This is a genomic window from Pseudotabrizicola sp. (assembly GCF_030656345.1).
Classification (GTDB): domain Bacteria; phylum Pseudomonadota; class Alphaproteobacteria; order Rhodobacterales; family Rhodobacteraceae; genus Pseudotabrizicola.
In genome coordinates this window covers 165557-187880 of the sequence record NZ_JAUSNR010000019.1, presented here as the reverse complement: position 1 = coordinate 187880, position 22324 = coordinate 165557, and the positions used below count along the sequence as shown (strand labels likewise).

Below are 22324 nucleotides of genomic sequence, written 5' to 3'. Positions count from 1 at the left end.
CTGTTGGTATCAGTTGTTGAAGATCTGCTCGGCCAGCGGGCGGATGTCTTCGGCCACGGCCCCGATCACGGCGTCACGCGCCTGGGCGGCAAAGGCTGCCTGATCGACCTCGACAAAGGTCACGCCACGGCCTTCAAGATCGGCCACCAGCGCCAGTTCGTCAGCGGTGAACAGCTCGCGCTCATAGGCCTGGGTGCGCTTGGCGGCTTCCATCAGGGCGGCCTGATCGGTTTCTGACAGCTTGGCCCAGCTCAGTTCGGAAATGGTCAGATAGATCCAGGACCGCACATGCTCGGTCTTGTTCACAACCTTCTGCACCTCATAGAAGCCACCGGATTTAAACAGCGCCAGCGGGTTTTCCTGTCCTTCGATGGTGCCGTTTTGCAAGGATGTGAACACCTCGGAAAACGCCATCGGCGTCGGGTTTGCCCCCAGCGCCTGCCAGGCGGCCACAAAGATCGGCACATTCGGCACGCGCAGCTTGAACCCGTTCAGATCTGCCGGTGTCTTGATTTCGCGCGTGGCCGACAGATTGCGCGGCCCGCGTGCAAAATAGGTCAGCGGGCGGATACCGGCGTTTGCGATGATTTCGGCTTCAATCTGCGCGCCGATCTCACCCGAGGCAACCTCGTCCATATGCTCCAGCGACTTGTAGCCGTAGGGCAGCGCCAGCAGAGCCGCACTCGGCGCCCAGTTCTGCAGGCTTTCGCCGGTGATCGTCATGTCGGCCGTGCCAAGCTGCATGCCGTTGATGACGTCAATTTCCTTGCCAAGGGATTCGTTGGGGTACACCTGCACCTCTACCCGGCCTTCGGTGAGCGTCTTGGCTTCCTCGGCGAATTTCATCGCGGCCTTGTGCCAGATGTTTTCCTCATTCGCGAGGTGCCCCAGCTTCAGCGTCACCTCTTGCGCCGCGGCTGCACTGCCCATCAGGGCGACAACGGCACAGGTTGCCGCCATCTGTGTGATTTTGTAGAACGTCATCGTGTCCTCCTCAGGATGAAAGATCACCGGCACCGGCCGGGATCACAGAAAATACTCGGGTTGTTCCTGCTTGATCACCGGCAGATCCGTCAGGATGCCCTGCAGGTGACGCCGCATGGCACGTTCGGCCCGGTCAGGGTCGCCCTCCGCAATCGCCGCCACCACTTCACGATGCTGGTCGATCAGGCGGCCCACGGGGAAATGCATGCTCGACAAAAACCGCACGCGGTCCATCTGGGCCTTCATCTCGACCACGATGCGCCAGGCATTGCCCTTGCCCGCGCCTTCGGCGAGAGTCCGGTGGAAAATCTCGTCTTCTTCCATGAAATCGCGGGCCGATCCGCCGATCAGACCCATCTGGCGGTCGACCTGCCGTTCAAGAAGCGTGATCAGTTCGGGGTCGGGTGATTGCGCCAGCAGTCTGACAATATCGGCCTCCACCGCTTCGCGCACGAAACGCGCATCCATAACGGCGGGCAGCGAGATCTTGGCAACATAGGTGCCACGCTGCGGGCGGATTTCCAGCAGACCCTCATTGGCAAGCGTGATGAAGGCTTCGCGCACCGGCTGGCGGCTGACGCCGTGTTGCAGCGCCACTTCCGCTTCGGAAATGCGCGCGCCGGGGCACAGGGCATTGTCGATGATCGCTGTCCGCAGCATGGTGTAAAGCTGGTCCACGACGCTGGTGCGCAGCGGTCGAAGCCTTGCCGGCGTTTCGATGCGATCAGACATGATATTCTCCCTGATCTGACCATAAGCCATACTACCATACCAGTCAATCTGGCATCCTCTGGTTCGTGACCTGATTGTCTGGGAAAATCTGATTTCGTTGCCCCGCGACCGTCTTGACGATAACTTCGGTCACAGGCGAAACCGGACCGGCTGTGGACAGTTGGCGCGGGCAAAAAGTAAGGACGTCATGACGAAACCTGACAACAGCAACCTGCTTGATCCCCGCGGCTCTGTGGGCCAGCAGCTGGTACAGATTCTGCGCGCGCGGATCATCGAAAACCAGATGGCACCCGGCGAGCGGGTGTCAGAAGCAGAGCTGAGCCTGCAGTTCGGTGTCAGCCGCCAACCCGTGCGCGAGGCGTTCATCAAACTGTCCGAAGAGGGGCTGGTGCAGGTGCGTCCGCAGCGGGGCACCTTTGTCTGCAAGATCTCGCTGCGTGCTGTCGAAGACGCGCGTTTTATACGTGAGGCGATTGAGGGCGATTTGGTGCGCATCCTTGCCGTCAATCCCGACGCTGCCCTGCTGCGCGACCTGCGGGCGCAACTCGACGCGCAAAGCCATCTGTGCCGGGTCAAGACCGCCCCGCAGGAACGGGCCGAATTTCTGCGGCTGGATGATCTGTTTCACCGCACGCTGGCCGAGGCTGCCGGGCGCAAGCACCTGTGGCAGAATATGGACGGCGTCAAGTCACAGATGGACAGGGTACGCTATCTGACCACGCAAAGCCTTGATATCGAACGGCTTGTCGCGCAGCACACCGCTGTCTTCGACGCGATAGCCGCAAAAGACCCGGTGCGCGCCGAAGCGGCAATGCGACTGCATCTGCGTACAATCCTGCAGGATCTTGCCGTCCATCAGTCCCGCACGCCCGAGATTTTTGATGCGGCTGATGTCGATATTCAGTCCATGGCCCGCGTCGCGCTGACCGTGCCGGAATAGCAAAAGGGCCGGGCGTTGTGCCCGGCCCTTCGTTGATATCGCAAAGAATCAGTCGCGCAGCGCGTCGATGGCTTCCAGTTTCTCTGCGCCGCCGAATTCGGCGATAAAGCCTTCCCGCACCGGGGCTGTGGCCGCGACAAACGGCTCTTGCACAAAGTCTTCCGACACGGTCTTGCCCATGGCGCGCAGCTCTTCGACCTGACCGGCCAGCGCGTCGCTGTTCAGCTGGCGCTGGAAGGCGGCGGTTTCAACGGCGGCATCCAGCAGCATCTGCTGATGCTCCGGTGACAGGGCATCGAACTTGGTTTTGCTCATGGCAACGACCAGCGGGCTGTAGGCGTGACGCGACAGGGTGATGTTGTCCTGCACCTCGTAGAATTTCGACGACATGAACACGCCCAGCGGATGCTCTTGCGCCGTCACGGTTCCCATTTCCAGCGCGGTATACAGCTCGCCGATCGGCATCGGAACCGGGTTGGACCCCAGCAGCTCAAAGGCGCGGATGTGGACAGGTGCGCCCGTGGTGCGGATCTTCATCCCGGCCAGATCTGCCGGTGTGCTGACAATCCGGTCCTTGGTGGTGATCTGACGCCAGCCATTTTCCCAGAACGCCAGACCCTTCAGGCCGACATCATCCAGCTGGTCCAGCAGCTCACGACCGACCTCACCATCAAGCACGCGATACGCATGGTCGGAATCCTGGAACAGGAACGGAATATCCAGCATGCCCATTTCAGGCTTCAGCCCGCTGATGTTGGACGTGCCTGTCACGAACATATCCACGGTGTTGCCACGCGTCCCGGTGATCACGGCCTGGGCATTGCCAAGTGTGCCGCCCGGAAAAATCCGCAGCGCAAGGTCGCCGCCGGATTTTTCGGCCAGCAGCTCATTCATGTGCTCGGCTGCCTTGACCTGCGAATCCGCAGCGGGGGCTTCGGCGGCAAAGCGGAATGTCTGCGCCTGCGCACCTGCGGTGCAGATCGCCAGAGCGACACCTGCAGCGATTAGACTCTTGTGATAGTTCATTTCTCTCTCCTCCTCTTGGATTTCGTAAAGTCTGGCACTAGCGCAGCCATTCCAGCGGCGTGATGATCAGGCCCGGGAAGATCACAAACAGCGCCAGCAAGGCCAGCATCGTGGCCAGATAGGGCAGGACACCGACCGCACATCGGTCAAACGGCATCCGCGACACTCCGGCGATGACGTTGAGCACATTGCCCACCGGCGGCGTGATCAGCCCGATTGAACAGTTCAGGATGAACATGACGCCGAAATATACCGGGTTGATCCCGGCGGCCATTGCGACCGGCAACAGAACCGGCCCCAGGATCAGCACGGTCGGTGTCAGGTCCATGACCATACCGACAGCCATGACCACCAGCATGATGGTTGCCATCAGCAAAATCGGGTTGCCGATCAGCGGTTCCAGCATCGCCACGATCTGCGCCGGAAAGTCGGCAATCGTGATCAGCCAGGCCGATACCGCCGCCGCCGCCACCAGCAGCATCACAATTGCTGTGGTTTCCGCTGCGGAATAGAACACCTCGAACAGATCTTTGAGCGCCAGTTCGCGGTACACCACCGTGCCGATAAAGATTGCGTAGACCGCGGCCACAACGCCCGCCTCGGTCGGGGTAAAGATGCCGGACCGGAAGCCGCCGATGATGATAACCGGCAGCAGCAGTGCCCAAAGCCCCGATTTGACCGAGCTCAGAACTTCGCGCCGCGTGGCTTTTGGCATCGGGGTCAGGTCAAGCGTGCGGCTCTGCCACCACCAGACCAGCGCCAGCGCCATCCCCATCATCACACCGGGCGCAATCCCCGCCAGAAACAGCTGGGAAATCGACACGCCGGTCGTGGCCCCGAAGATGATGAACGGAATCGACGGTGGAATGATCGGTGCGATGATCCCGCCGGTCGCGATCAGCCCGGCCGACCCGGCCTCGGGGTAACCCGCCTGTTTCATCATCGGCAGCAAGATCATGGCCAGCGCGGCCGTATCCGCCGCAGCCGATCCCGACAGGCTGGCCATCAGCACCGCGGCGATGATGGCCACAAAGCCAAGGCCACCGCGTTTGTGCCCGACCAGTTTCATCGGCAGATCGATGATCCGGCGCGAAATGCCGCCCGCATTCATCGCCTCTCCGGCCAGAATGAAGAAGGGAATCGCCAGCAAGGTGTAGCTGTCGGCCCCGTTCATCAGGTTCTGCGCCATGATCTGCGCATCAAACAGACCAAGTTCCAGCATCAGCCCGACCGCCGCCGCCAGCAGCGCCAGCGCAATCGGAATGCCCATCGCAATCGCCAGAAACAGCCCGCCCAGAAAGATCAGGACCGTCATGCCTTCTGCCCCTCATCGTCGCGGGTCAGCCGATGCACCATCTGCCGCAACACAAGCCCGGCCACCGCAATCCCGAACGGAATCCCCGCGGCATAAAGCCAGGCGACAGACAACCCGGTCACCGGCAGAAAGTTGATCAGATTCAACGACGCCAGCTCATAGCAGCCGCGCACGATCAGATAGCAGCACACCAGAACGATGACGTCCCCGGCCAGCAGCACCGCCACCCGTGGCCGCTTCGGAAGCATCTTCACGAACAGATCCATCCGCACATGCCGGTTCCGGGCAAAGGCCAGAATGCCGCCCAGAAAGGTCAGCCAGACAAACGCATAGCGGGCGATTTCTTCCGTCAGTATCAGGCTGGTGTTGAAGCCGTACCGAAGCACGACATTCGTGAACACCAGCACACTCATGGTCAGGATGCACAGCACCATGAGCACTTTCAGCGTCAGCTCCGCCAGACGCACAACCAGTCCCTGGTCTTGATCTGTCATGGGGTCCTCCTCCCTTGGCGATCGTGAACATGCCCGGACCTTGTGGACCGGGCATGCGCTATGTCAGTCAGACTGCTTGCGGCCCCCCTGCCAGCGCCTGAACCTCTTGCCAGATCTCTGCATCGACGATCACGCCGTTCTTGCGATGCTCCAGCCGCGTGGTCAGCGTGTTCTGACCGGGATAGGTTACCTTGCGCCCCGGCTCTGTCGGAGTAGAGCCGTTCACATAACCGGCCATCCCGTCGACGATGTCCTGCAGATGCTCTGCCGAGCCCAGCCGTTCGGGGTCAAAAGCCAGAAAGATCTGCGAACAGCCGGTGCAGCTTCCCCGGTCGATCTTGTCGATCTGATGGGTGGCCGAGCCTTCGGACAGGGCAGCAGCCAGCACATCCAGCAGGATGGTCAGACCCGACCCTTTCCAGAACCCGGTCGGCAGAATGCGGCGCGATGCTTCAATCGCGCCGGGGTCTGTCGTCAGGGTGCCGTCACTGTCAAAACCGCCGGCATAGGGCAGCTGTGCCCCGCGCAGACGCGTGGTCTGCAACTTGCCATAGGAATATTGCGACATTGCCATATCCAGCACCACATGCCCTTCGGCACGCGGCACCGCCATGACCAGCGGGTTGTTCCCCAGCCGGGTGTCGGTGCCACCCCAAGCGGGCATGCAGGATTCGGTATTGGTCCATGCGATCATGACCTTGCCACGATCTGCCGCACGCCAGCCAAAGGCACCGCCCCGCATCCAATGCGTGGTATTGCGCAGCGCAACGATGCCGACTCCATGGTCGGCCGCAAGTTCCAGCGCGCGGTCAGTTGCGTGCAGCGCATTCAGAATGCCCGGCCCGCGCTGCCCGTCCAGCACTTCGATCGGCCCGATCTGGCGCACCAGAACCGGCTCGGCCTCGGGTTCGACCCAGCCTTTCAGCAGGTAATCGACAAACCGCGGCACGCGGTTCAGCCCATGTGAATAAACGCCGTCACAACTTGCCTCGGCATGGAAGCGCGCACTTGTCCGCGCTTTGGTCTCGCTCATGCCGGCCTTTACGAATGCGCGTGCAATCGTATCTTCAAGCTCCTGATAGGGAACTCTGTTCATCTGGTTTTCTCCCCCCGTCGCTGCGCTGTCGCGTAGCGGCTTGCCTCTAGGTAATCATATGCATACTACCATACTTGTCAACAACCGTTGGCCGACACTGCTGTTTTCAGATCGGGGCAGGCGGCCAATCGCAGACCAAAGGTGCCCATCATGCTGACCCGATACGTTTTTTTCGAAGGCCAGGCCCTGACTGATGCTGACAGCTTTTGCCAGCAGATCAACCAGGAGCTGCTGCCACTCTGGCAGGCGATGCCCGGCAATACTGGCGTGCGTCTGACCTTTGCCGAGACGCGCGACGCAGATGCGCCCGAGATTCTTATGGTGCTGGCCGTGGATTACCCCGATCATGCCACGCTCGACGCCTCGCTCGCCAGCCCGCATCGCTATCTGACCCGCGATCACAGTGCCGCTGTTCTGGCCCGGCTGTTCAGCGGCAGGGTTCATCACCACGTCACGCGCAGCGGCAGTTGACCACCGCGCCGCCGGAACAGGTGGTTCTTCCGTTCGCGCCCCAGACCACTTAAAACAGTGGCTGAGGCAGCAAACAGGTACAACAATGCGCAAAGCAATTTTCGCCATTATCGCGGCAGCCGTTCTGGCCACCGTTTCCGGCATCTCCCCCGCCGCAGCAGGGCCGCTGGGCCGGCATGAGGTTTATGGCGTCGAAGGCGACGACATGCTGAAAATGCGCGCCGGGCCGGGGGTTGGCTATGTGGTGATCGTCGGCTTGCCGAACGGCACAGTGGTCCGGGTCATCAGCTGCGAACAATCCGGCAGCACCCGCTGGTGCAGCGTCACGATGGAAAAGGCGCGCGGGCTGAAAGGGTATGTTTCGGCATCCTACCTGCGCAAACTCTGACCTTTGCGCTGTTTTAGCCCCCAGACATGAAAGTGCCGGGCGGTGTTCTTCAACACGACGCCCGGCATATCATCGCGGCCCGGAGACGGACCCTGAACGCGGTATCAGCCCTTTGCGGGCGCTTCCGGCGTTTCAGCCTCAGTCTCTTCCGCTTCCACTACGGCAGCAGGGCGCGCGCCCATGGAAAAACGCTTCCACTTGCGGGTGTTGGGGTTTGCGGGCTTGCTCAGAAATTCGGTCAGGTCGAACGGCGTTTTTTGCGGGGAATATCCCATTTTAGGCTCCTGTCAGGCTGGATTCGGTTGGAAACCGGCCGGGACAGAGCCTGCCATGAAACGGCACAAAGACTTTGTGCAGCTTATTTCAAGATGGGCATCCGGCACCCGGTAAACCAGTGCCATGGCTGAACAATCGGCCAACCCAAGGGGAACGCCCGGAACTTTCCGCGCCGCCCCGTCGCAAAACGGGGCGGAACGGATCAGAAGTCCAGATTTTCCACATTCAGCGCATTCTGCTGAATGAATTCGCGGCGTGGCTCCACCACATCGCCCATCAATTTGGTAAAGATGTCATCGGCCTCGGCCAGATCGTCCACCTTTACCTGCAACAGGGTGCGCGCCTCGGGGTCCAGCGTGGTTTCCCACAGCTGTTCCGGGTTCATCTCCCCCAGACCCTTGTAGCGTTGCAGGGTCAGACCCTTTTCACCCTCAGCCAGAATCGACTTCAGCAGATCAGTCGGCCCGTAGACCAGCTGCTCGCGGTCCTTGCGCACCAGCCGCGCCGGATCGCGGAACGAATCCCGCGTCTCGCGCGACACTGACGACAGCCGCCGCGCCTCGCCGGACCGCAGCACGGCACCGTCCAGCGTGCGCAGCTCTTCCACGCCGCGCAGAATGCGCGACAGGCGGATGCCGTGATCCTGCGTGATCCGCCCGGCCCAGCCCTTTTCATACTCCGCCGCAATCAGGTTCAGACGATGCGCCACCGTATCGGCCACCGCCTGCAGATCGGCATCGGCCTGTCCCGGATCGAACGCGCCCGACAGCGCCGCCTGTTCCAGCAGATTGCGCGGGTAATTGGTGGGGAAGGAGTCGAGCACCCGGCGGAACTGCCGCGCGCCGTTGATCACCCGGCGCAGGTCTTCGCCCGCCAGCTCTTCGCCACTGCCAAGCCGCAGAATCGCGCCATCCAGCCCCATGTCGATCAGGTAATCTTCCAGACCGGCCTGATCCTTGATGTAGACCTCGGACTTGCCGCGCGCCACTTTGTACAGTGGCGGCTGCGCGATATACAGATACCCGCCCTCGATCAGCTCCGGCATCTGCCGGAAGAAAAACGTCAGGATCAGCGTCCGGATATGCGCGCCATCCACATCGGCGTCGGTCATGATAACGACCTTGTGGTAGCGCAGTTTCTTGATATCAAACTCATCCCGGCCAATGCCGGTGCCCAGTGCTGTGATCAGCGTGCCGATCTCCTGACTGGCCAGCATCCGGTCAAACCGGGCGCGTTCGACGTTCAGGATCTTGCCTTTCAGCGGCAGCACCGCCTGATTGGAACGGCTGCGCCCCTGTTTCGCAGATCCGCCAGCCGAATCCCCTTCGACGAGGAAAATCTCAGACTTTGCCGGATCGCGTTCCTGACAATCGGCCAGCTTGCCGGGCAGGCTGGCCACATCCAGCGCCGTCTTGCGCCGCGTCAGCTCGCGCGCCTTGCGCGCCGCCTCGCGGGCCATTGCGGCTTCGATGATCTTGCCGACAATCACCTTGGCTTGGCTTGGGTTTTCCTCAAACCATTCCGACAGCTTTTCGTTCACCAGATTTTCAACCGCCGGTCGCACCTCGGATGATACCAGCTTGTCCTTGGTCTGGCTCGAAAATTTCGGGTCCGGCACCTTGACCGACAGCACACAGGTCAGCCCCTCGCGAGCATCATCGCCGGTGAAGTCGATCTTTTCCTTCTTGGCAATCCCGGTCGCCTGGGCATAGCCGTTGATCGTCCGCGTCAGCGCGCCGCGAAAGCCGGCAAGATGCGTGCCGCCATCGCGCTGCGGAATGTTGTTGGTAAACGGCAGCACCATTTCGTTGTAGCTGTCATTCCACCACATCGCGACCTCAACGGTCATGCCGTTGCGTTCCCCGATCATATAGATCGGCTCGGCCATGATGCTGGATTTCGACCGGTCGAGGTATTTCACATACTCGCGCACCCCGCCTTCATAGAACAGCTCTGTGTGCAGCGGCTCGGCGGGCCGCGCGTCTTCAACAATGATCCGCACGCCCGAGTTCAGAAAGGCCAGCTCGCGCAGCCGGTTTTCCAGCGTCTTGAAGCTGTAATCGAGGTTGGAAAACGTCCCTTCGGGGATGTTGACCTTGGCGCTGGCCAGAAACCGCACCTCGGTCCCCCGCATCCCCGGCGCAGGGCCGATGGCCCGCACATGCTCGACGCACTCGCCATGCTCGAACCGCGCCCGATACTCGGTCTCATCGCGCCAGACGGTCAGCTCCAGCCATTCCGACAGCGCGTTGACGACCGAAACACCAACCCCGTGCAACCCGCCCGACACCTTGTAGGCATTGCCCGAGTCATCGGTGTTGTTGAACTTCCCGCCCGCATGCAGTTGGGTCATGATGACCTCTGCCGCCGACACGCCTTCTTCCTGATGGATATCGACCGGAATCCCGCGCCCGTTGTCGCGCACCGATACGCTGGAATCCGCGTGAATTTTCACGGTGACAGCAGTGGCATGCCCGGCCAGCGCCTCATCGATCCCGTTGTCCACCACCTCGTAAACCATGTGGTGCAGGCCTGACCCGTCATCGGTGTCACCGATATACATGCCAGGGCGTTTGCGAACCGCCTCTAACCCCTTGAGTACTTTGATGGAATCGGCGCCGTATTCGGCGGGTTTGCGGGCAGCTTCGGCCATGCGTCATGAACCCCTGATAATGTGCGCGAGTTATACCGCCGGGGGCCGGGAATGTCACCCCTAAGACACAAGATTTGGGGGTCAGGTAAAGGGAATCACGCAACCCACCGCAATCAGCAAAACCCCCGACACCACGTTCAGCCGCCGCAAGGCCGCGGGGCTGCGCAACAGCTGCCGCGCCCGGTCCAGAAACAGCGCCAGCCCCAGATTGCCCAACATCGGCACCACCGCCGAAACCAGCAAGATCGCCGCAATATCCCAGACGTTCACCCGGCTCAGGTCAAAGAACCCCGGCAGAAACCCCATGTAGAACAAAATCGCCTTGGGGTTGCCGATCACCGCCGCCACCCCGACCGAAAACCCGGCCCAGACCCCGGGCCGCGTCATCCGGCTGTCCGTCCCCGGCACCGCCGCCGGCTTGCGCAGCAACAGCACCCCCATCACGATGAACACCGCCGCCGCAATCCAGCGCATCACCTCCAGCAGATCGCCGTACAAAGACAGCACCCAGGCCAGCCCCAGAATGGCACAGAGCGGCCAGATCAGATCGCCCAGCGCCACCCCCACCGCCAGCGGCCAGGCCCCTGCCATGCCGCCCGACAGCGCCCGCGCGGTCAGCGCAACCCAGACCGGCCCGGGAATCACCCACAGCCCCACCATGGCCAGCGCGTACAGCGCCAGCTGATGCAATGTCACCGTCATCCACGAACCTCCGATACGCCGCCATCCTCGCTCACGGCCAGATCTTGCGCCCGACCGCCCAACGCCTCGAACAATCCGGGTTCCGTCCCCGTCATGATCGCCTGCGCGCCCAGCGCACAGATCTCGTCATACAGCGCCGCCCGCCGCGCCGCATCCAGATGCGCCGCCACCTCGTCCAGCAGCACCACCGGCGCGCGGCCCAGATCGGCCGCGAGCGCCCGCGCATTGGCCAGAATAAGCGAGATCAGCAGCGCCTTCTGCTCGCCGGTCGAACATTGCGCAGCCGCCACGCCCTTGGCCGCATAAACCGCCGCCAGATCCACCCGGTGCGGCCCCTGCAAGGTGCGGCCGGCCGCCATATCGCGCGCCCGCCCCTCGGCCAGTGCCAGTGCCAGATCGCCATAATTCCCGTCAGGATGCAGCAAGGTCAGGTCGGCCCGCGGAAACGCGGTTTCCGCCCCGTTCTGCGCCAGCGCGAGCCGCGCCAGCGCCGCCGCGCGGCCCGCGTCGATCAGGGCCGCCGCCTCGGTCATCCGCGCCTCGATTACCCCGTACCAATGCGCATCGCGCACCTGATCCTTCAGCAGCCGGTTGCGCTCGCGCATCGCCTTGTCATAGGCCAGCACCGCCTCGCCATGCTCGGGCTGAAAGCTCAGGGTCATCCGGTCCAGAAACCGTCGCCGCCCCTCGGCGGCCTCAATCCACAGCCGGTCCATCGCGGGCACCAGCCACAGAATGCGCAGCACCCGGCCCAGCATACCTTGGGTCGCGGCTTTGCCGTCAATCCGCACCACCCGCGCGTCGGTGCCCTCGGCAAAACTCACCACCTCATGTGGTGCGTCCAGCCCGTCTACCTGCGCCGAGATCTTCCAGCCAATTGCCTCTGGCCGCCGCGCCAGCTCGTCTGCCCCCGCCCGCCGCAACCCGCGCCCCGGCGACAGCAAAGACACTGCTTCCAGAATATTGGTCTTGCCCGCCCCGTTCGGCCCATGCACAGCCACAGGCCGTCCGTCAAAGGCCAGCCGCGTCAGGCCATGGCTGCGAAACTGCGACAGCACCAGCGATGTGATCGCAAGGCCAGCCAAACGCTGCCCCTTTCATCTGTTCATAAATATCCCGGGGGTCCGGGGGCTGGCCCCCGGTCCGACCGATGTCACACGCGCATCGGCATCACGACATAGATCGCGCTGGTATCATTCCCCTCACGCATCAAGGTCGGATCGCCCGAAGAGTTGAACAGGAACACCGCATTTTCCCGGTCTACCTGAGAGGCGATTTCCAGCAGATACTTGGCATTGAAGCCGATCTCCAGCCGCTCATCGCTATAGGCCACCGCCAGCTCTTCCTCGGCCGCGCCCGAATCCGGGGCGTTGACCGACAGGATCAGCCGGTCCTCATCAAGGCTTAGCTTCACCGCGCGGCTGCGCTCGCTCGACACAGTGGCCACCCGGTCCACCGCCTTGGCAAATTCAGACGCATCCACTTCCAGCCGCCGTGTGTTCCCGGTCGGAATCACCCGGGTGTAATCGGGGAAGGTGCCGTCGATCACCTTCGAGGTCAGGGTCAACGCAGGGGTGGCAAAGCGGATTTTCGTTTCTGACACCGACACCGCAATCGTCGCCTCATCATCATCCAGCAGCTTGCGCAGTTCATTCACGGTCTTGCGCGGCACGATCACACCCGGCATTCCGGTCGCGCCTTCGGGCAGGGCGGCATCAATCCGCGCCAGCCGGTGGCCATCGGTCGCCACCGCGCGCAGCACCGGGCCGTCTTCGCCGGTTGAGACATGGAGGTAAACGCCGTTCAGATAATACCGCGTCTCTTCAGTGGAAATCGCGAATTTCGCCTTGTCGAACAGCCGGCGCAGGGCCGGGGCAGGGGCCGAGAAGTTCGACGAATATTCCGAGGTGGCCATCACCGGAAAATCTTCCTTGGGAAGCGTCGCCAGACTGAACGACGACCGCCCCGCCATGATCGACAACCGGCCCGAGGCCGGATCTTCGGTCAGGTTCACCAGCGCGCCATCGGGCAGCTTGCGCACAATCTCATGCAGCATCACGGCTGAAACCGTGGTTGCGCCGGGGCGTTCCACCATGGCCGGGGCGCGGTCCACCACCTCGATATCCAGATCGGTGGCGCGGAACGAAATCTGCGCACCTTCGGCTTCGATCAGCACATTGGCCAGGATCGGAATGGTGTTGCGCCGTTCCACCACAGACTGGGCCTGCGCAAGGGCCTTGAGCAGCGTGCCGCGTTCAATCGAAAGCTTCATCTTCCATCCCCCTGTCGGGCCGGTTAAGGGACGCCGACATTACCCGTTTTCTGCGGGTTCACAAGTGCTTGACCCGACTTTGTTGGGCTTTGCCGCCAAGGTCAAGGCCAACAGCCACCATCGGGACCGAAGCGTTAAAATTCCGTAAACAAAAAAAGCCAAACCTTTGAAAACAAATGGCCCGCCCGGCTGTAACACAGGGGGAAGGCCCATGCTTTCAGCTTTGCAGCAACCGCTTGAGGAGCTGCACATCATCAGCCAGTTGCCCGTCCGCCGCCATCAGCTCTTCAATCTTGCGGACTCCGTGCATGATCGTGGTGTGATCCCGCCCGCCAAAGCGGCGGCCAATCTCTGGCAGGCTGCGGCTGGTCATCTGTTTGGACAAATACATCGCCACCTGACGCGGCCGGGCAATCGTGCGCAGCCGTTTCGGCCCGATCATGTCTGAAAGCCGCACATTGTAATGCTCGGCCACCTTGCGCTGGATTTCCTCGATGGTCAGTCGCTTTTCCGAACTGCGCAAGATATCCGACAGACATTCCTGCACCAGATCCAGATTGATCTCACGTCCGACGAGGCTGGCAAAGGCGAACAGCCGCATCAAGGCCCCTTCCAGCACCCGCACATTGGTGGTGATCCGGTGCGCCAGAAACTCCAGCACCCCCGATGCCATCGTCAACCCGCGGTACTGATTGGAGTAATGCTCCAGCTTCGATTGCAGAATGCCCAGCCGCAGTTCGTAATCAGTGGGATGCAGGTCCACCACCAGCCCGCATTGCAGGCGCGAGCGGATGCGTTCCTCAAGGTCCTTGATCTCGCCCGGCGCGCGGTCGGCGGAAATCACGATCTGCTTGTTCTGGTCGACCAGCGCGTTGAAGGTGTGGAAGAACTCTTCCTGCGTGCTGTCCTTGCCCGCGATGAACTGCACGTCATCGACCATCAGCACATCGACAGACCGGAACAGCTCTTTGAAATCCATGATCTGCCGGTCGCGCAGCGCCTGCACAAAGCGGTACATGAACTGTTCTGCCGACAGATACAGCACGTGCAGGTCAGGACGGCTGAACTTCAGCTCATGCGCGATGGCATGCATCAGGTGGGTTTTACCAAGGCCAACGCCGCCATATAAAAACAGCGGGTTGAAGGTGACCGGCCCGCCTTCGGCCACCCGGCGGGCGGCGGCGTGGGCCAGCTCGTTCGGCTTGCCGACTACGAAATTGTCAAAGGTAAAGCGCTGCTCCAGCTGGGCGCCGGTCACCTCATCGGTGCCGTTTGCCCGGGCCCGCGCGGGCTTTGCCGCCGATTTAGCCGTAGCCCGCGCTGCAGGGCTGGCCGCCGCAGGCCGTTCGGCCACAGCGCCGACGGTAAATTCAACACGGTCCACAGGCGATCCCGCTACCGCAAGCTGGCCCCGGATGTGGTCAGCGAAATTGCGCGACACCCAGTCGCCGAAGAATGTGGTCGGCACTTCGAAACTGGCGACGCCGTTTTTCAGCTGGGAAAGGCGAAGCGGCTCGATCCATGTCGTGTAGTTGTTCTTGCCAACCCTCTTGATCAGTTCTTCCCGAACCTGTCCCCACGTGTCGTTCGTCATTCGTTTTGACCTGTTTTTATTTGCCCGCCACCTCCGGTCCCCCGGTCGGGCTTGTTTCCCACACACCACCCTCACGGCCCGGAACGTCCGGACCCGACCCCTTTCGCAGCACACGCAAAAGGATCTGACCCGGAAGCGGGCCAGATATGGGTATTCCACAGAACAACGAAGCCGGCCCCGAGAAGCCGGATTCGTTGAACCACCTGAGTGCGGAATAGACCGCAGACAGCATAACACCTTGATCCAAGTCAACATTCTGACGGCAAGCTGGCAGCAAGGCCGGTCGGAATATCGCGCAAGGCGGTGTCACGTCCCCCAAGACGAAGTGAATCGCACCCTGAAGGTAGCAAGCCCGCGCGGGCCTTCGCAACCGAACTATTAAGTTGACACAGCTTTGGTCTCAGCGAATCCGGAGGCTCTGGCAAATCGGCAACGTGCGGGCAGAAAAGCGCCTGAAAATCCGCAGGTGCCATAGAAAAAGGGCGCCCCCGGAAGAGGACGCCCTTGACACAAAGCTGATAGAATCGACTCAGGCAGCCGGGGTCGACAGCGCCTTGACCCGCGACGACAGGCGCGAGATTTTGCGCGACACGGTGTTCTTGTGCAGCACGCCCTTGGTGACGCCACGCGCCAGTTCCGGCTGGGCATTCTTCAGCGCTTCAACAGCGGCCTCAGAGTTGCCCGAAGCGATGGCTTCTTCCACTTTGCGCACGAAAGTACGGATGCGCGACCGGCGCGCCTTGTTCACGGCATAGCGCGCCTCGGACTGGCGGGCGCGTTTTTTGGACTGTTCACTATTTGCCATTGTGGTGGCCTTTCCTGGGTCTGATTCAATGCAATCGCACGAAAGCCCCAAGACCCCACCTTATAGGAGGGGATGATTCTTGCCTAAGCGGGCCCACGCGCATGTGGGGCGGCGTATAGGATGGATTGAACCGAAAGAAAACAGAAAAAACGGCCTACTTATCGCGGAACTGCGGCTGCCGCTTTTCCAGAAACGCCGCCATGCCCTCTTTCTGGTCTTCGGTGGCGAACATCGAATGGAACACCCGGCGTTCGAACAGCAATCCTTCGGCCAGCGTGGTTTCCTGCGCCCGGTTCACGCATTCCTTGACCGCCATCGACGACAGCAGCGATTTTTCGACGATTTTCTGGGCGATCTTCATCACCTCGGTCATCAGATCCTTGGCCGGAAACACCCGGCTGACCAGACCACAGCGCTCTGCCTCGGCCGATTCCATGAAGCGGCCGGTCAGATGCATGTCCATCGACTTTGACTTGCCGACAAAGCGCGTCAGCCGCTGGGTGCCGCCCATACCGGCCACGATTCCCAGATTGATCTCGGGCTGGCCGAATTTTGCGGTGTCGGCGGCGATGATGAAATCGGCCAGCATCGCCAGCTCGCAACCGCCACCAAGACAATAGCCTGAAACCGCGGCGATAATCGGTTTGCGCACCTGACCGATGACTGCGGCCTCGATCCCGAACAGGTTGTCGAAATAGACCTCGGTGAACGACTTTTCGGCCATTTCCTTGACGTCCGCGCCGGCGGCAAAGGATTTTTCCGATCCGGTCAGCACGATGACACGCACGTTGTCATCGCGGTCCGCCGCCTGCACCGCACTGGCCAGTTCCCTCATCAGCTTGGAATTCAGCGCGTTCAGCGCATCGGGGCGGTTCAGCCGGATCAGGGAAACGTAATCCTCGACCTCGACGATCAGCGTATCATAGGCCATGCGCGGGCTCCACGGTTGGGCGATTGGGTGACTCCTAGCACCATCCTGCCCGATGGCAAGTCAGCGCTGGCACTGCGGGCAATAGAAAGACGACCGTCCGGACTGCACGATCCTCCCCACGGTGGCCCCGCAACCGGGGGTCACACAAGGCTGGCCTTCGCGGTCATAGACCTGAAAGCTGTGCTGGAAATATCCCAGCTCGCCATCTGCCTGCCGGAAATCGCGCAGGCTGCTGCCGCCTGCCTCGATGGCTTCGGCCAGAACCGCGCGGATGATCGGCACCAGCGCGGCCACCTGTCTGGCGGCCAGGTCTCCGGCCTTGGTCTGGGGGGCAATGCGGGCCCGGTACAGGGTTTCGCAGACATAGATATTGCCCAGACCGGCCACGATATGCTGATCCAGCAGCGCCGACTTGATCGGCGTGTTGCGGCCCTTCAGCCGGGCGATCAGATAGCTTTCGTCAAACGCATTGCCCAAAGGCTCCGGCCCCAGCGCCGCCAGCAGCGGGTGGCTGTCTGCCGCCCCGGTGTCCATCAGGTCCATCGCGCCGAACCGCCGCGCATCGTTGAAGGTCACGCGCGCGCCGCCCTCCATCCCCAGCACCACATGGTCATGTTTTTGCGGGGCGGGGTGGTCGTGGTGAAACGCGCCCAACATCTGCCCGGAAATCAGCATCCGCCCGGACATGCCCAGGTGAATCAGCAAAGTCTCACCTGTGGACAGATCGGCCAGAATATACTTCGACCGCCGCCGCAGCGCGTTCACCCGCGCGCCGGTCAGGCGCCCGGCCATGCCCGGCGGAAACGGCCAGCGCAGCCCGTCGCGGTTGACGGATGCTTGGGCAATCACCCGCCCCTCCATCACGGGCAGCAGTCCGCGGCGCACGGTTTCCACCTCTGGCAGTTCTGGCATGGTCACAAGCTCCTGATCCATTGCGCGATCCGCCCTCCGGACAGGGTGGCGCATTGCAGCCGCGCGGATGCGCCCTATAAGAAGACTCGCAGGCAATAAAGGGCAAGGCCCATGACCGAAGACGACAAAGGCACGACGCATTTCGGCTATCAGACCGTACCCGAGGGCGACAAGGCCGGAATGGTCCACGGCGTGTTTACGCGCGTGGCCAGCAAATATGACATCATGAACGACCTGATGTCGGGCGGCGTCCACCGTTTGTGGAAAGACGCGATGATGGACTGGCTTGCGCCAAGGCCCGGCCAGCGGTTGCTGGATGTGGCGGGCGGCACTGGCGATGTCGCCTTTCGCTTTCTGAACCGGGCACCGGGGGCCAGTGCCGTGGTCTGCGACCTGACCGAATCGATGCTGGTCGCCGGGCGGCAGCGGGCCGAAGCGGACAGCATGGCTGACCGGCTGGGCTGGGTGGTGGGCGACGCGATGGCCTTGCCGTTCGAGTCGAACAGTTTTGATGTCTATACAATCAGTTTCGGCATCCGGAACGTCACCCGCATTGCCGATGCGCTGTCCGAAGCCTACCGCGTGCTTCGGCCCGGCGGGCGGCTGATGGTGCTGGAATTCAGCCAGATTCCCAACGATCTGATGCAGAAGGCATATGATCTCTATTCCTTCAACGTAATCCCGCTGATGGGGCAGATCGTGGCAGGCGACCGCGACAGCTATCAATATCTGGTCGAAAGCATCCGCAAATTCCCGGATCAGGAGGCGTTTGCCACAATGATCCGTCAGGCAGGCTTTGATCTGGTCAAATACCGCAATCAGACCATGGGCATTGCCGCCCTTCATTCGGGGTGGAAGCTGTAAGTGCGTGGCCCCCACAACATCTGGCGGCTGATCCGCACCCTTGCTACGCTGGAGCGGACGGGGGCCATCGGCGTGGTGCTCGAAGCGTTTCGCGCACCCCCGGGCCTGCGCTTTGTGGCGCGGATTCTGGGCTGGCCGTTCAAGCCACTGGGCCTGCGCGGAGATCCGGCGCTGCCCCCGGTCACGCGGGCGCTGCAAGCGCTTGGCCCGGCCTATATCAAGTTCGGCCAGATCCTTTCCACCCGTCCGGATGTGGTGGGGGATGAACTGGCGCTGCAGTTGAAATACCTGCAGGACAAGCTGCCGCCCTTCCCGATTGCCATTGCCAAAAAGATGATCGAGGCCGAATTGGGTCTGCCGGTCGATCAGATGTTCCGGGAGTTTTCCGAACCCGTCGCCGCCGCCTCTATCGCGCAGGTGCACAAGGCCTGGCTGGTCGAAGACGGGCGCGAAGTTGCGGTGAAGGTGCTGCGACCGGGCATCGAACGCGCATTCCGCAAGGATATTGACGCCTTCTACTTCGCCGCGCAGGCGATTGAATTCATCTCCCCCTCTTCCCGCCGGCTGCGCCCGTTGGAGGTGATCCGCCATTTTGAAGGCGTGGTGATGGGCGAGCTGGATTTCCGCCTCGAATCCAGCGCTGCCGCCGAGTTTGCCGCCAATACCGCAGGCGACGCCGGGTTTCAGGTGCCAAAGCCGATCTGGTTCCTGTCAGGCCGCACGGTGATGACGCTGGATTGGGCCGAAGGCATCGGGCTGAATGACAATGACCTGATCGACGCCGCCGGGCATGACCGCAAGCTGTTGGGCGCGCGTGTGTTGCAGCTTTTCCTGAACCACGCGCTGCGCGACGGCTATTTTCACGCCGACATGCATCAGGGCAATCTGAAGGTTGCCGCCAGTGGCAACATCATCGCCTATGATTTCGGGATCATGGGGCGGATTGATGAATACACCCGTCGGGTCTATGCCGAGATTCTGTTCGGCTTCATCCGGAAAGACTATCGCCGGGTGGCCGAGGTGCATTTCGAGGCGGGCTATGTGCCCGCCGACCGCGACATCGACGACTTCGCTCGCGCCCTGCGCGCCGTGGGCGAGCCGATCTTCGGCATGGATGCCAGCCGCATTTCGATGGCGCGGCTGTTGGCCTATCTGTTTGAGGTCACAGAACGTTTTGGCATGGAAACCCGGACCGAGCTGATCTTGCTGCAACGCACCATGGTGGTGGTCGAAGGCGTGGCGCGCGGCCTGGACCCCCATATCAACATATGGGAAGTCGCAAAGCCGGTGGTCGAAGGCTATATCACCAAAAACGTTGGCCCCCGCGCCCTGCTGCGCGATCTGGCCAAAACGGCGCGGGTGCTGGCCCGTTTCGGGCCAAGATTGCCGCAGATGGTCGAAATGGCGCTGATCGCGCAGGCCGACAGCCATCCGCCGGTGCAGGTCAGGCGCAACCACTGGCCGCTCTGGACCGCGCTGACGGGGGTTGTGATGCTGGCGGCGGGGCTGTGGCTGGGCACCTTGCTGTAGTGCCCTCGCCACGCGCGCCCGGCAGCCTTGGCCTGGCCAATGTTCAGCCCTGTCGCACCCTGTCGACATCGCCTTGCGCCCCACTGCGTTTGCACGGGCAGACACTTCCCCGGCGAACGGAGCTGCCGACAGAAGCAACATGGCTCAATGCATCCGAAGCGCGGTCACGCTATCTGCCGGAACTTCGATCCCGCCCCGCAGCACCAGCCTTGTCCCGTCCACGCCGCCCCGCGCCTCCAGAATCTGGGCGTAGGATTCCACCGGTTCGCTCTCCAGCAGCACGTCCGAGAAATAGCTTTCCAGCGTCAGCGTATAAATGCCTTGCGGCAGCGCCGCCCCGGTCGCATCGGTGCCGGCCCACTCATAAGGCGCGGTTGAAACCGGCAGATCTTCGCGCGACACCACCCGGCCCTGCGCATCTCTGACGACAAGAACCGCCCGGTCCGCCGATGCAGCCGGGTCGGGCGACAGCGTCACCGGCGTTCCGTCAAAAAAGACCGGGGCCGCCGCCCGTGCCTCTTGCCCGACCCAACCCGCAAGCTGCGCCATGCCCAGCAGGCCAAATTGCGATTGCAGGCTCTCCAGCAGCTGGTTGGTGCGAACCGCCTGTTCCACCCCGGAAAAGGTTGCAAGCTGCACCGCGTAATCCGCTGAATCAATTGGATTCAACGGGTCTTGATTCTGCATCTGCACCGTCAGCATGCGCAGAAAGGTCTCGAAGTCTGAGTTTGCAAACGCAGATTTTGTGGCAGTGTCCGCCTGCGCCCCGGCATAGCTCATGCCGGTCTGGGTAGAGGTAATGTTCATGTCAACATCCTTTCAAAGCCGCAGATCCAGCCGCCCGGCAGCAATCGTGCGGGCCGGTGCACCGGCGGTTATGTCATAAGCAGCCGTGCCACCTTCGGCCGGTTTGGGTGGTGTGGCGGGTTTCGCGGGACGCGTATCGCGTTGCGACCAGTCGCCAAAACTGAGCGAAGGGTTGCTGAACCCGGACTGACGCAGATCGTTCAGCAACTGTTCGCCATGACGCCGGATCAGATCCATGGCCTCGGGCCGTTCGATAAACAGCGTGATGTGCAGCCTGTCGCCGGTTGTCAGCATGTCAAAGCGCACCTTGCCCAGTTCTTCCGGCCGCAGTGTCACCTCAACCGGAGTATCTGCACCCCGCTGAATGATCTGCACAATGGTTTGCGAAAGCTGGCTGGCGGGGGGCGGCGTGGCGGGGCTGGCCGCGCCGCCGCCGCCGGTAGCGGGCCCGGCACCCGCCACACCGTCCCGGCCAATGCCGGATGCAGCGGCGAGGTCAGGCCAGAACTCTGTCACCATTGGCACAGGGTTGGACAGGCTGGGAGCCGGAGTCGAGGCATCGGTGGGCTTGGCGTGTCTTGCATCGGGCGGTGCCCTGCTTGCGTCATAGGCGCTGGCCGTCGCCTCTACGCGTTTGCCAGCCTCTGCCGCTGCGTTTGCCGCGACCGCAGCTCCGGTGCCTTGTGCCGCAGCCGATCCCGGTTTTCGACTTGTCTTCTCTGACACGGGCGGTGCCGCAGCCGCAGTCAACGGCAGGTCTGCGCCACCGCCGGATGGCCCCGCAGGCGCTGCCTGAATTGCGCCGCCCGCGCCCGGTTGCATTGCCAGACCGGCCGCTTGCGAGCCGCTCAGGAGGGGCGCAGGCACCGCGGTATCGGGCGCATCCGCAACCGGTGGCCGGACTGGTGCAGTCTGCACCTCCGCCACCGCCGCGAACCGTGGTGCAGCGCTGCCGGTGGTCGTGGCCCCCTCTGCCTGCTGCGCTGCAGCCTTTGTCTGGTCCCACGCTGCATCCATTGCGCCGACGATCATCTGTCCCGCACCAATCGCAACGGCTGGGGATGCTGCCACAATCGCTGCGCCTAGCATTGTCGGCTGTGTCAGGGGTGCGTCGCCGGAAGCAGGGGCCGCAACCGGGGGCGCGGTCGCGCTCTGCCATGCAACTGGCGCGGTCTGTACAGAGATGGCCAGCGTGTCCTGCAGGCCTTCGCCTGCGGCATCCGGCTCTGGGGATGTCGTCGCCGGATCTGCAACCGCAAGGACGGTATCCACTGGTTCCTTCTCACCCCTATCCATCCCCGACCCATTGCTCTGGCCAGAGGCGGCATCTTCCCGCCCTGCCGGGCGAAACGTGGTCATCAACTTTTCAAACGCGGCCCCATCGCCGGACACACCACCCGGTGCCACAGCAGCGGGTGTCAGGGGCGGGGAGAACGGGGTGATCAGCATTCTGCATTCCGTTGTCTGACAGGACTGCCCCTGAAATTGCGCGGAATTGCTTACCGACTGTTTACCCAACCCGCAGATATTCA

22 protein-coding genes are annotated in these 22324 nt (G+C 62.3%); 5 read left to right on the top strand and 17 right to left on the bottom strand.

Going from position 1 to position 22324, the window contains the following annotated elements:
* Positions 1 to 9: 9 nt before the first annotated feature.
* Positions 10 to 984, bottom strand: a complete 975-nt coding sequence (locus Q7J44_RS11230; protein WP_304879873.1) for a TRAP transporter substrate-binding protein — start codon at positions 982 to 984, stop codon at positions 10 to 12.
* A gap of 42 nt (positions 985 to 1026) precedes the next feature.
* Positions 1027 to 1716, bottom strand: coding sequence for a GntR family transcriptional regulator (locus Q7J44_RS11225; RefSeq protein ID WP_304879871.1), 690 nt, complete (start codon positions 1714 to 1716; stop codon positions 1027 to 1029).
* Between the two features lie 187 nt (positions 1717 to 1903).
* Between Q7J44_RS11225 and Q7J44_RS11220 the strand changes: the two genes are divergently transcribed.
* Complete coding sequence (locus Q7J44_RS11220; protein ID WP_304879869.1) at positions 1904 to 2656, top strand: GntR family transcriptional regulator; 753 nt, start codon at positions 1904 to 1906, stop codon at positions 2654 to 2656.
* A 48-nt stretch (positions 2657 to 2704) separates the two neighbouring features.
* On the opposite strand, the gene Q7J44_RS11215 is transcribed toward Q7J44_RS11220, so the two are convergent.
* The 4 genes from Q7J44_RS11215 to yiaK all read right to left on the bottom strand — a co-directional run bounded on the left by Q7J44_RS11215 (position 2705) and on the right by yiaK (position 6587).
* On the bottom strand, positions 2705 to 3682 hold the full coding sequence (locus Q7J44_RS11215; protein ID WP_304879867.1) for a TRAP transporter substrate-binding protein: 978 nt from the start codon (positions 3680 to 3682) through the stop codon (positions 2705 to 2707).
* 37 nt (positions 3683 to 3719) lie between these two features.
* Positions 3720 to 4997 carry a TRAP transporter large permease subunit gene (locus Q7J44_RS11210; RefSeq protein ID WP_304879865.1) on the bottom strand — a complete coding sequence of 426 codons (1278 nt, stop codon included), beginning with the start codon at positions 4995 to 4997 and terminating at the stop codon, positions 3720 to 3722.
* A complete protein-coding gene (locus tag Q7J44_RS11205) occupies positions 4994 to 5491 on the bottom strand; it encodes a TRAP transporter small permease (RefSeq protein WP_304879863.1) in 498 nt (165 codons plus the stop codon). The genes Q7J44_RS11210 and Q7J44_RS11205 overlap by 4 nt, the downstream gene beginning before the upstream one ends.
* Before the next feature lie 67 nt (positions 5492 to 5558).
* The gene (gene yiaK / locus Q7J44_RS11200; protein WP_304879861.1) at positions 5559 to 6587 is read right to left on the bottom strand and encodes a 3-dehydro-L-gulonate 2-dehydrogenase; all 1029 of its coding nucleotides are present in this window, start codon (positions 6585 to 6587) and stop codon (positions 5559 to 5561) included.
* A gap of 150 nt (positions 6588 to 6737) precedes the next feature.
* Here yiaK and Q7J44_RS11195 point away from each other — a divergent pair, with 150 nt between their 5' ends.
* Together Q7J44_RS11195 and Q7J44_RS11190 are read left to right on the top strand one after the other, a co-directional pair.
* Positions 6738 to 7058 carry a hypothetical protein gene (locus Q7J44_RS11195; RefSeq protein ID WP_304879859.1) on the top strand — a complete coding sequence of 107 codons (321 nt, stop codon included), beginning with the start codon at positions 6738 to 6740 and terminating at the stop codon, positions 7056 to 7058.
* Between the two features lie 85 nt (positions 7059 to 7143).
* The gene (locus Q7J44_RS11190) at positions 7144 to 7446 is read left to right on the top strand and encodes an SH3 domain-containing protein (protein WP_304879857.1); all 303 of its coding nucleotides are present in this window, start codon (positions 7144 to 7146) and stop codon (positions 7444 to 7446) included.
* 104 nt (positions 7447 to 7550) lie between these two features.
* On the opposite strand, the gene Q7J44_RS11185 is transcribed toward Q7J44_RS11190, so the two are convergent.
* From Q7J44_RS11185 to mutM, 9 genes are all read right to left on the bottom strand, one after another.
* Positions 7551 to 7721, bottom strand: a complete 171-nt coding sequence (locus Q7J44_RS11185) for a hypothetical protein (protein WP_304879855.1) — start codon at positions 7719 to 7721, stop codon at positions 7551 to 7553.
* A 203-nt stretch (positions 7722 to 7924) separates the two neighbouring features.
* Positions 7925 to 10375, bottom strand: a complete 2451-nt coding sequence (gene gyrB / locus Q7J44_RS11180) for a DNA topoisomerase (ATP-hydrolyzing) subunit B (RefSeq protein ID WP_304879853.1) — start codon at positions 10373 to 10375, stop codon at positions 7925 to 7927.
* Between the two features lie 81 nt (positions 10376 to 10456).
* A complete protein-coding gene (locus tag Q7J44_RS11175) occupies positions 10457 to 11077 on the bottom strand; it encodes a LysE family translocator (RefSeq protein WP_304879851.1) in 621 nt (206 codons plus the stop codon).
* Entirely contained in the window at positions 11074 to 12162 is a 1089-nt protein-coding gene (gene recF / locus Q7J44_RS11170; RefSeq protein WP_304879849.1) for a DNA replication/repair protein RecF, read from the bottom strand. The genes Q7J44_RS11175 and recF overlap by 4 nt, the downstream gene beginning before the upstream one ends.
* A 68-nt stretch (positions 12163 to 12230) precedes the next feature.
* Complete coding sequence (dnaN, locus tag Q7J44_RS11165) at positions 12231 to 13349, bottom strand: DNA polymerase III subunit beta (protein WP_304879847.1); 1119 nt, start codon at positions 13347 to 13349, stop codon at positions 12231 to 12233.
* 217 nt (positions 13350 to 13566) lie between these two features.
* A complete protein-coding gene (dnaA, locus tag Q7J44_RS11160; RefSeq protein ID WP_304879844.1) occupies positions 13567 to 14943 on the bottom strand; it encodes a chromosomal replication initiator protein DnaA in 1377 nt (458 codons plus the stop codon).
* Between the two features lie 529 nt (positions 14944 to 15472).
* Positions 15473 to 15748, bottom strand: a complete 276-nt coding sequence (gene rpsT / locus Q7J44_RS11155) for a 30S ribosomal protein S20 (RefSeq protein ID WP_103332077.1) — start codon at positions 15746 to 15748, stop codon at positions 15473 to 15475.
* Positions 15749 to 15902: 154 nt separating this feature from the next.
* Positions 15903 to 16679: an enoyl-CoA hydratase gene (locus Q7J44_RS11150; RefSeq protein WP_304879841.1), complete on the bottom strand. Its 777-nt coding sequence runs from the start codon at positions 16677 to 16679 to the stop codon at positions 15903 to 15905.
* A gap of 60 nt (positions 16680 to 16739) precedes the next feature.
* Positions 16740 to 17591, bottom strand: a complete 852-nt coding sequence (mutM, locus tag Q7J44_RS11145; protein WP_304880367.1) for a bifunctional DNA-formamidopyrimidine glycosylase/DNA-(apurinic or apyrimidinic site) lyase — start codon at positions 17589 to 17591, stop codon at positions 16740 to 16742.
* Between the two features lie 111 nt (positions 17592 to 17702).
* Between mutM and ubiE the strand changes: the two genes are divergently transcribed.
* Positions 17703 to 18455 carry a bifunctional demethylmenaquinone methyltransferase/2-methoxy-6-polyprenyl-1,4-benzoquinol methylase UbiE gene (gene ubiE, locus Q7J44_RS11140; protein ID WP_304879840.1) on the top strand — a complete coding sequence of 251 codons (753 nt, stop codon included), beginning with the start codon at positions 17703 to 17705 and terminating at the stop codon, positions 18453 to 18455.
* Positions 18456 to 19985, top strand: a complete 1530-nt coding sequence (gene ubiB / locus Q7J44_RS11135; RefSeq protein WP_304879838.1) for a 2-polyprenylphenol 6-hydroxylase — start codon at positions 18456 to 18458, stop codon at positions 19983 to 19985.
* 144 nt (positions 19986 to 20129) lie between these two features.
* Here the strand turns inward: ubiB and Q7J44_RS11130 are convergent, their stop codons facing one another.
* Entirely contained in the window at positions 20130 to 20792 is a 663-nt protein-coding gene (locus Q7J44_RS11130) for a flagellar hook capping FlgD N-terminal domain-containing protein (protein WP_304879836.1), read from the bottom strand.
* Positions 20793 to 20804: 12 nt separating this feature from the next.
* The gene (locus Q7J44_RS11125) at positions 20805 to 22241 is read right to left on the bottom strand and encodes a flagellar hook-length control protein FliK (protein WP_304879834.1); all 1437 of its coding nucleotides are present in this window, start codon (positions 22239 to 22241) and stop codon (positions 20805 to 20807) included.
* Between the last annotated feature and the right edge of the window lie 83 nt (positions 22242 to 22324).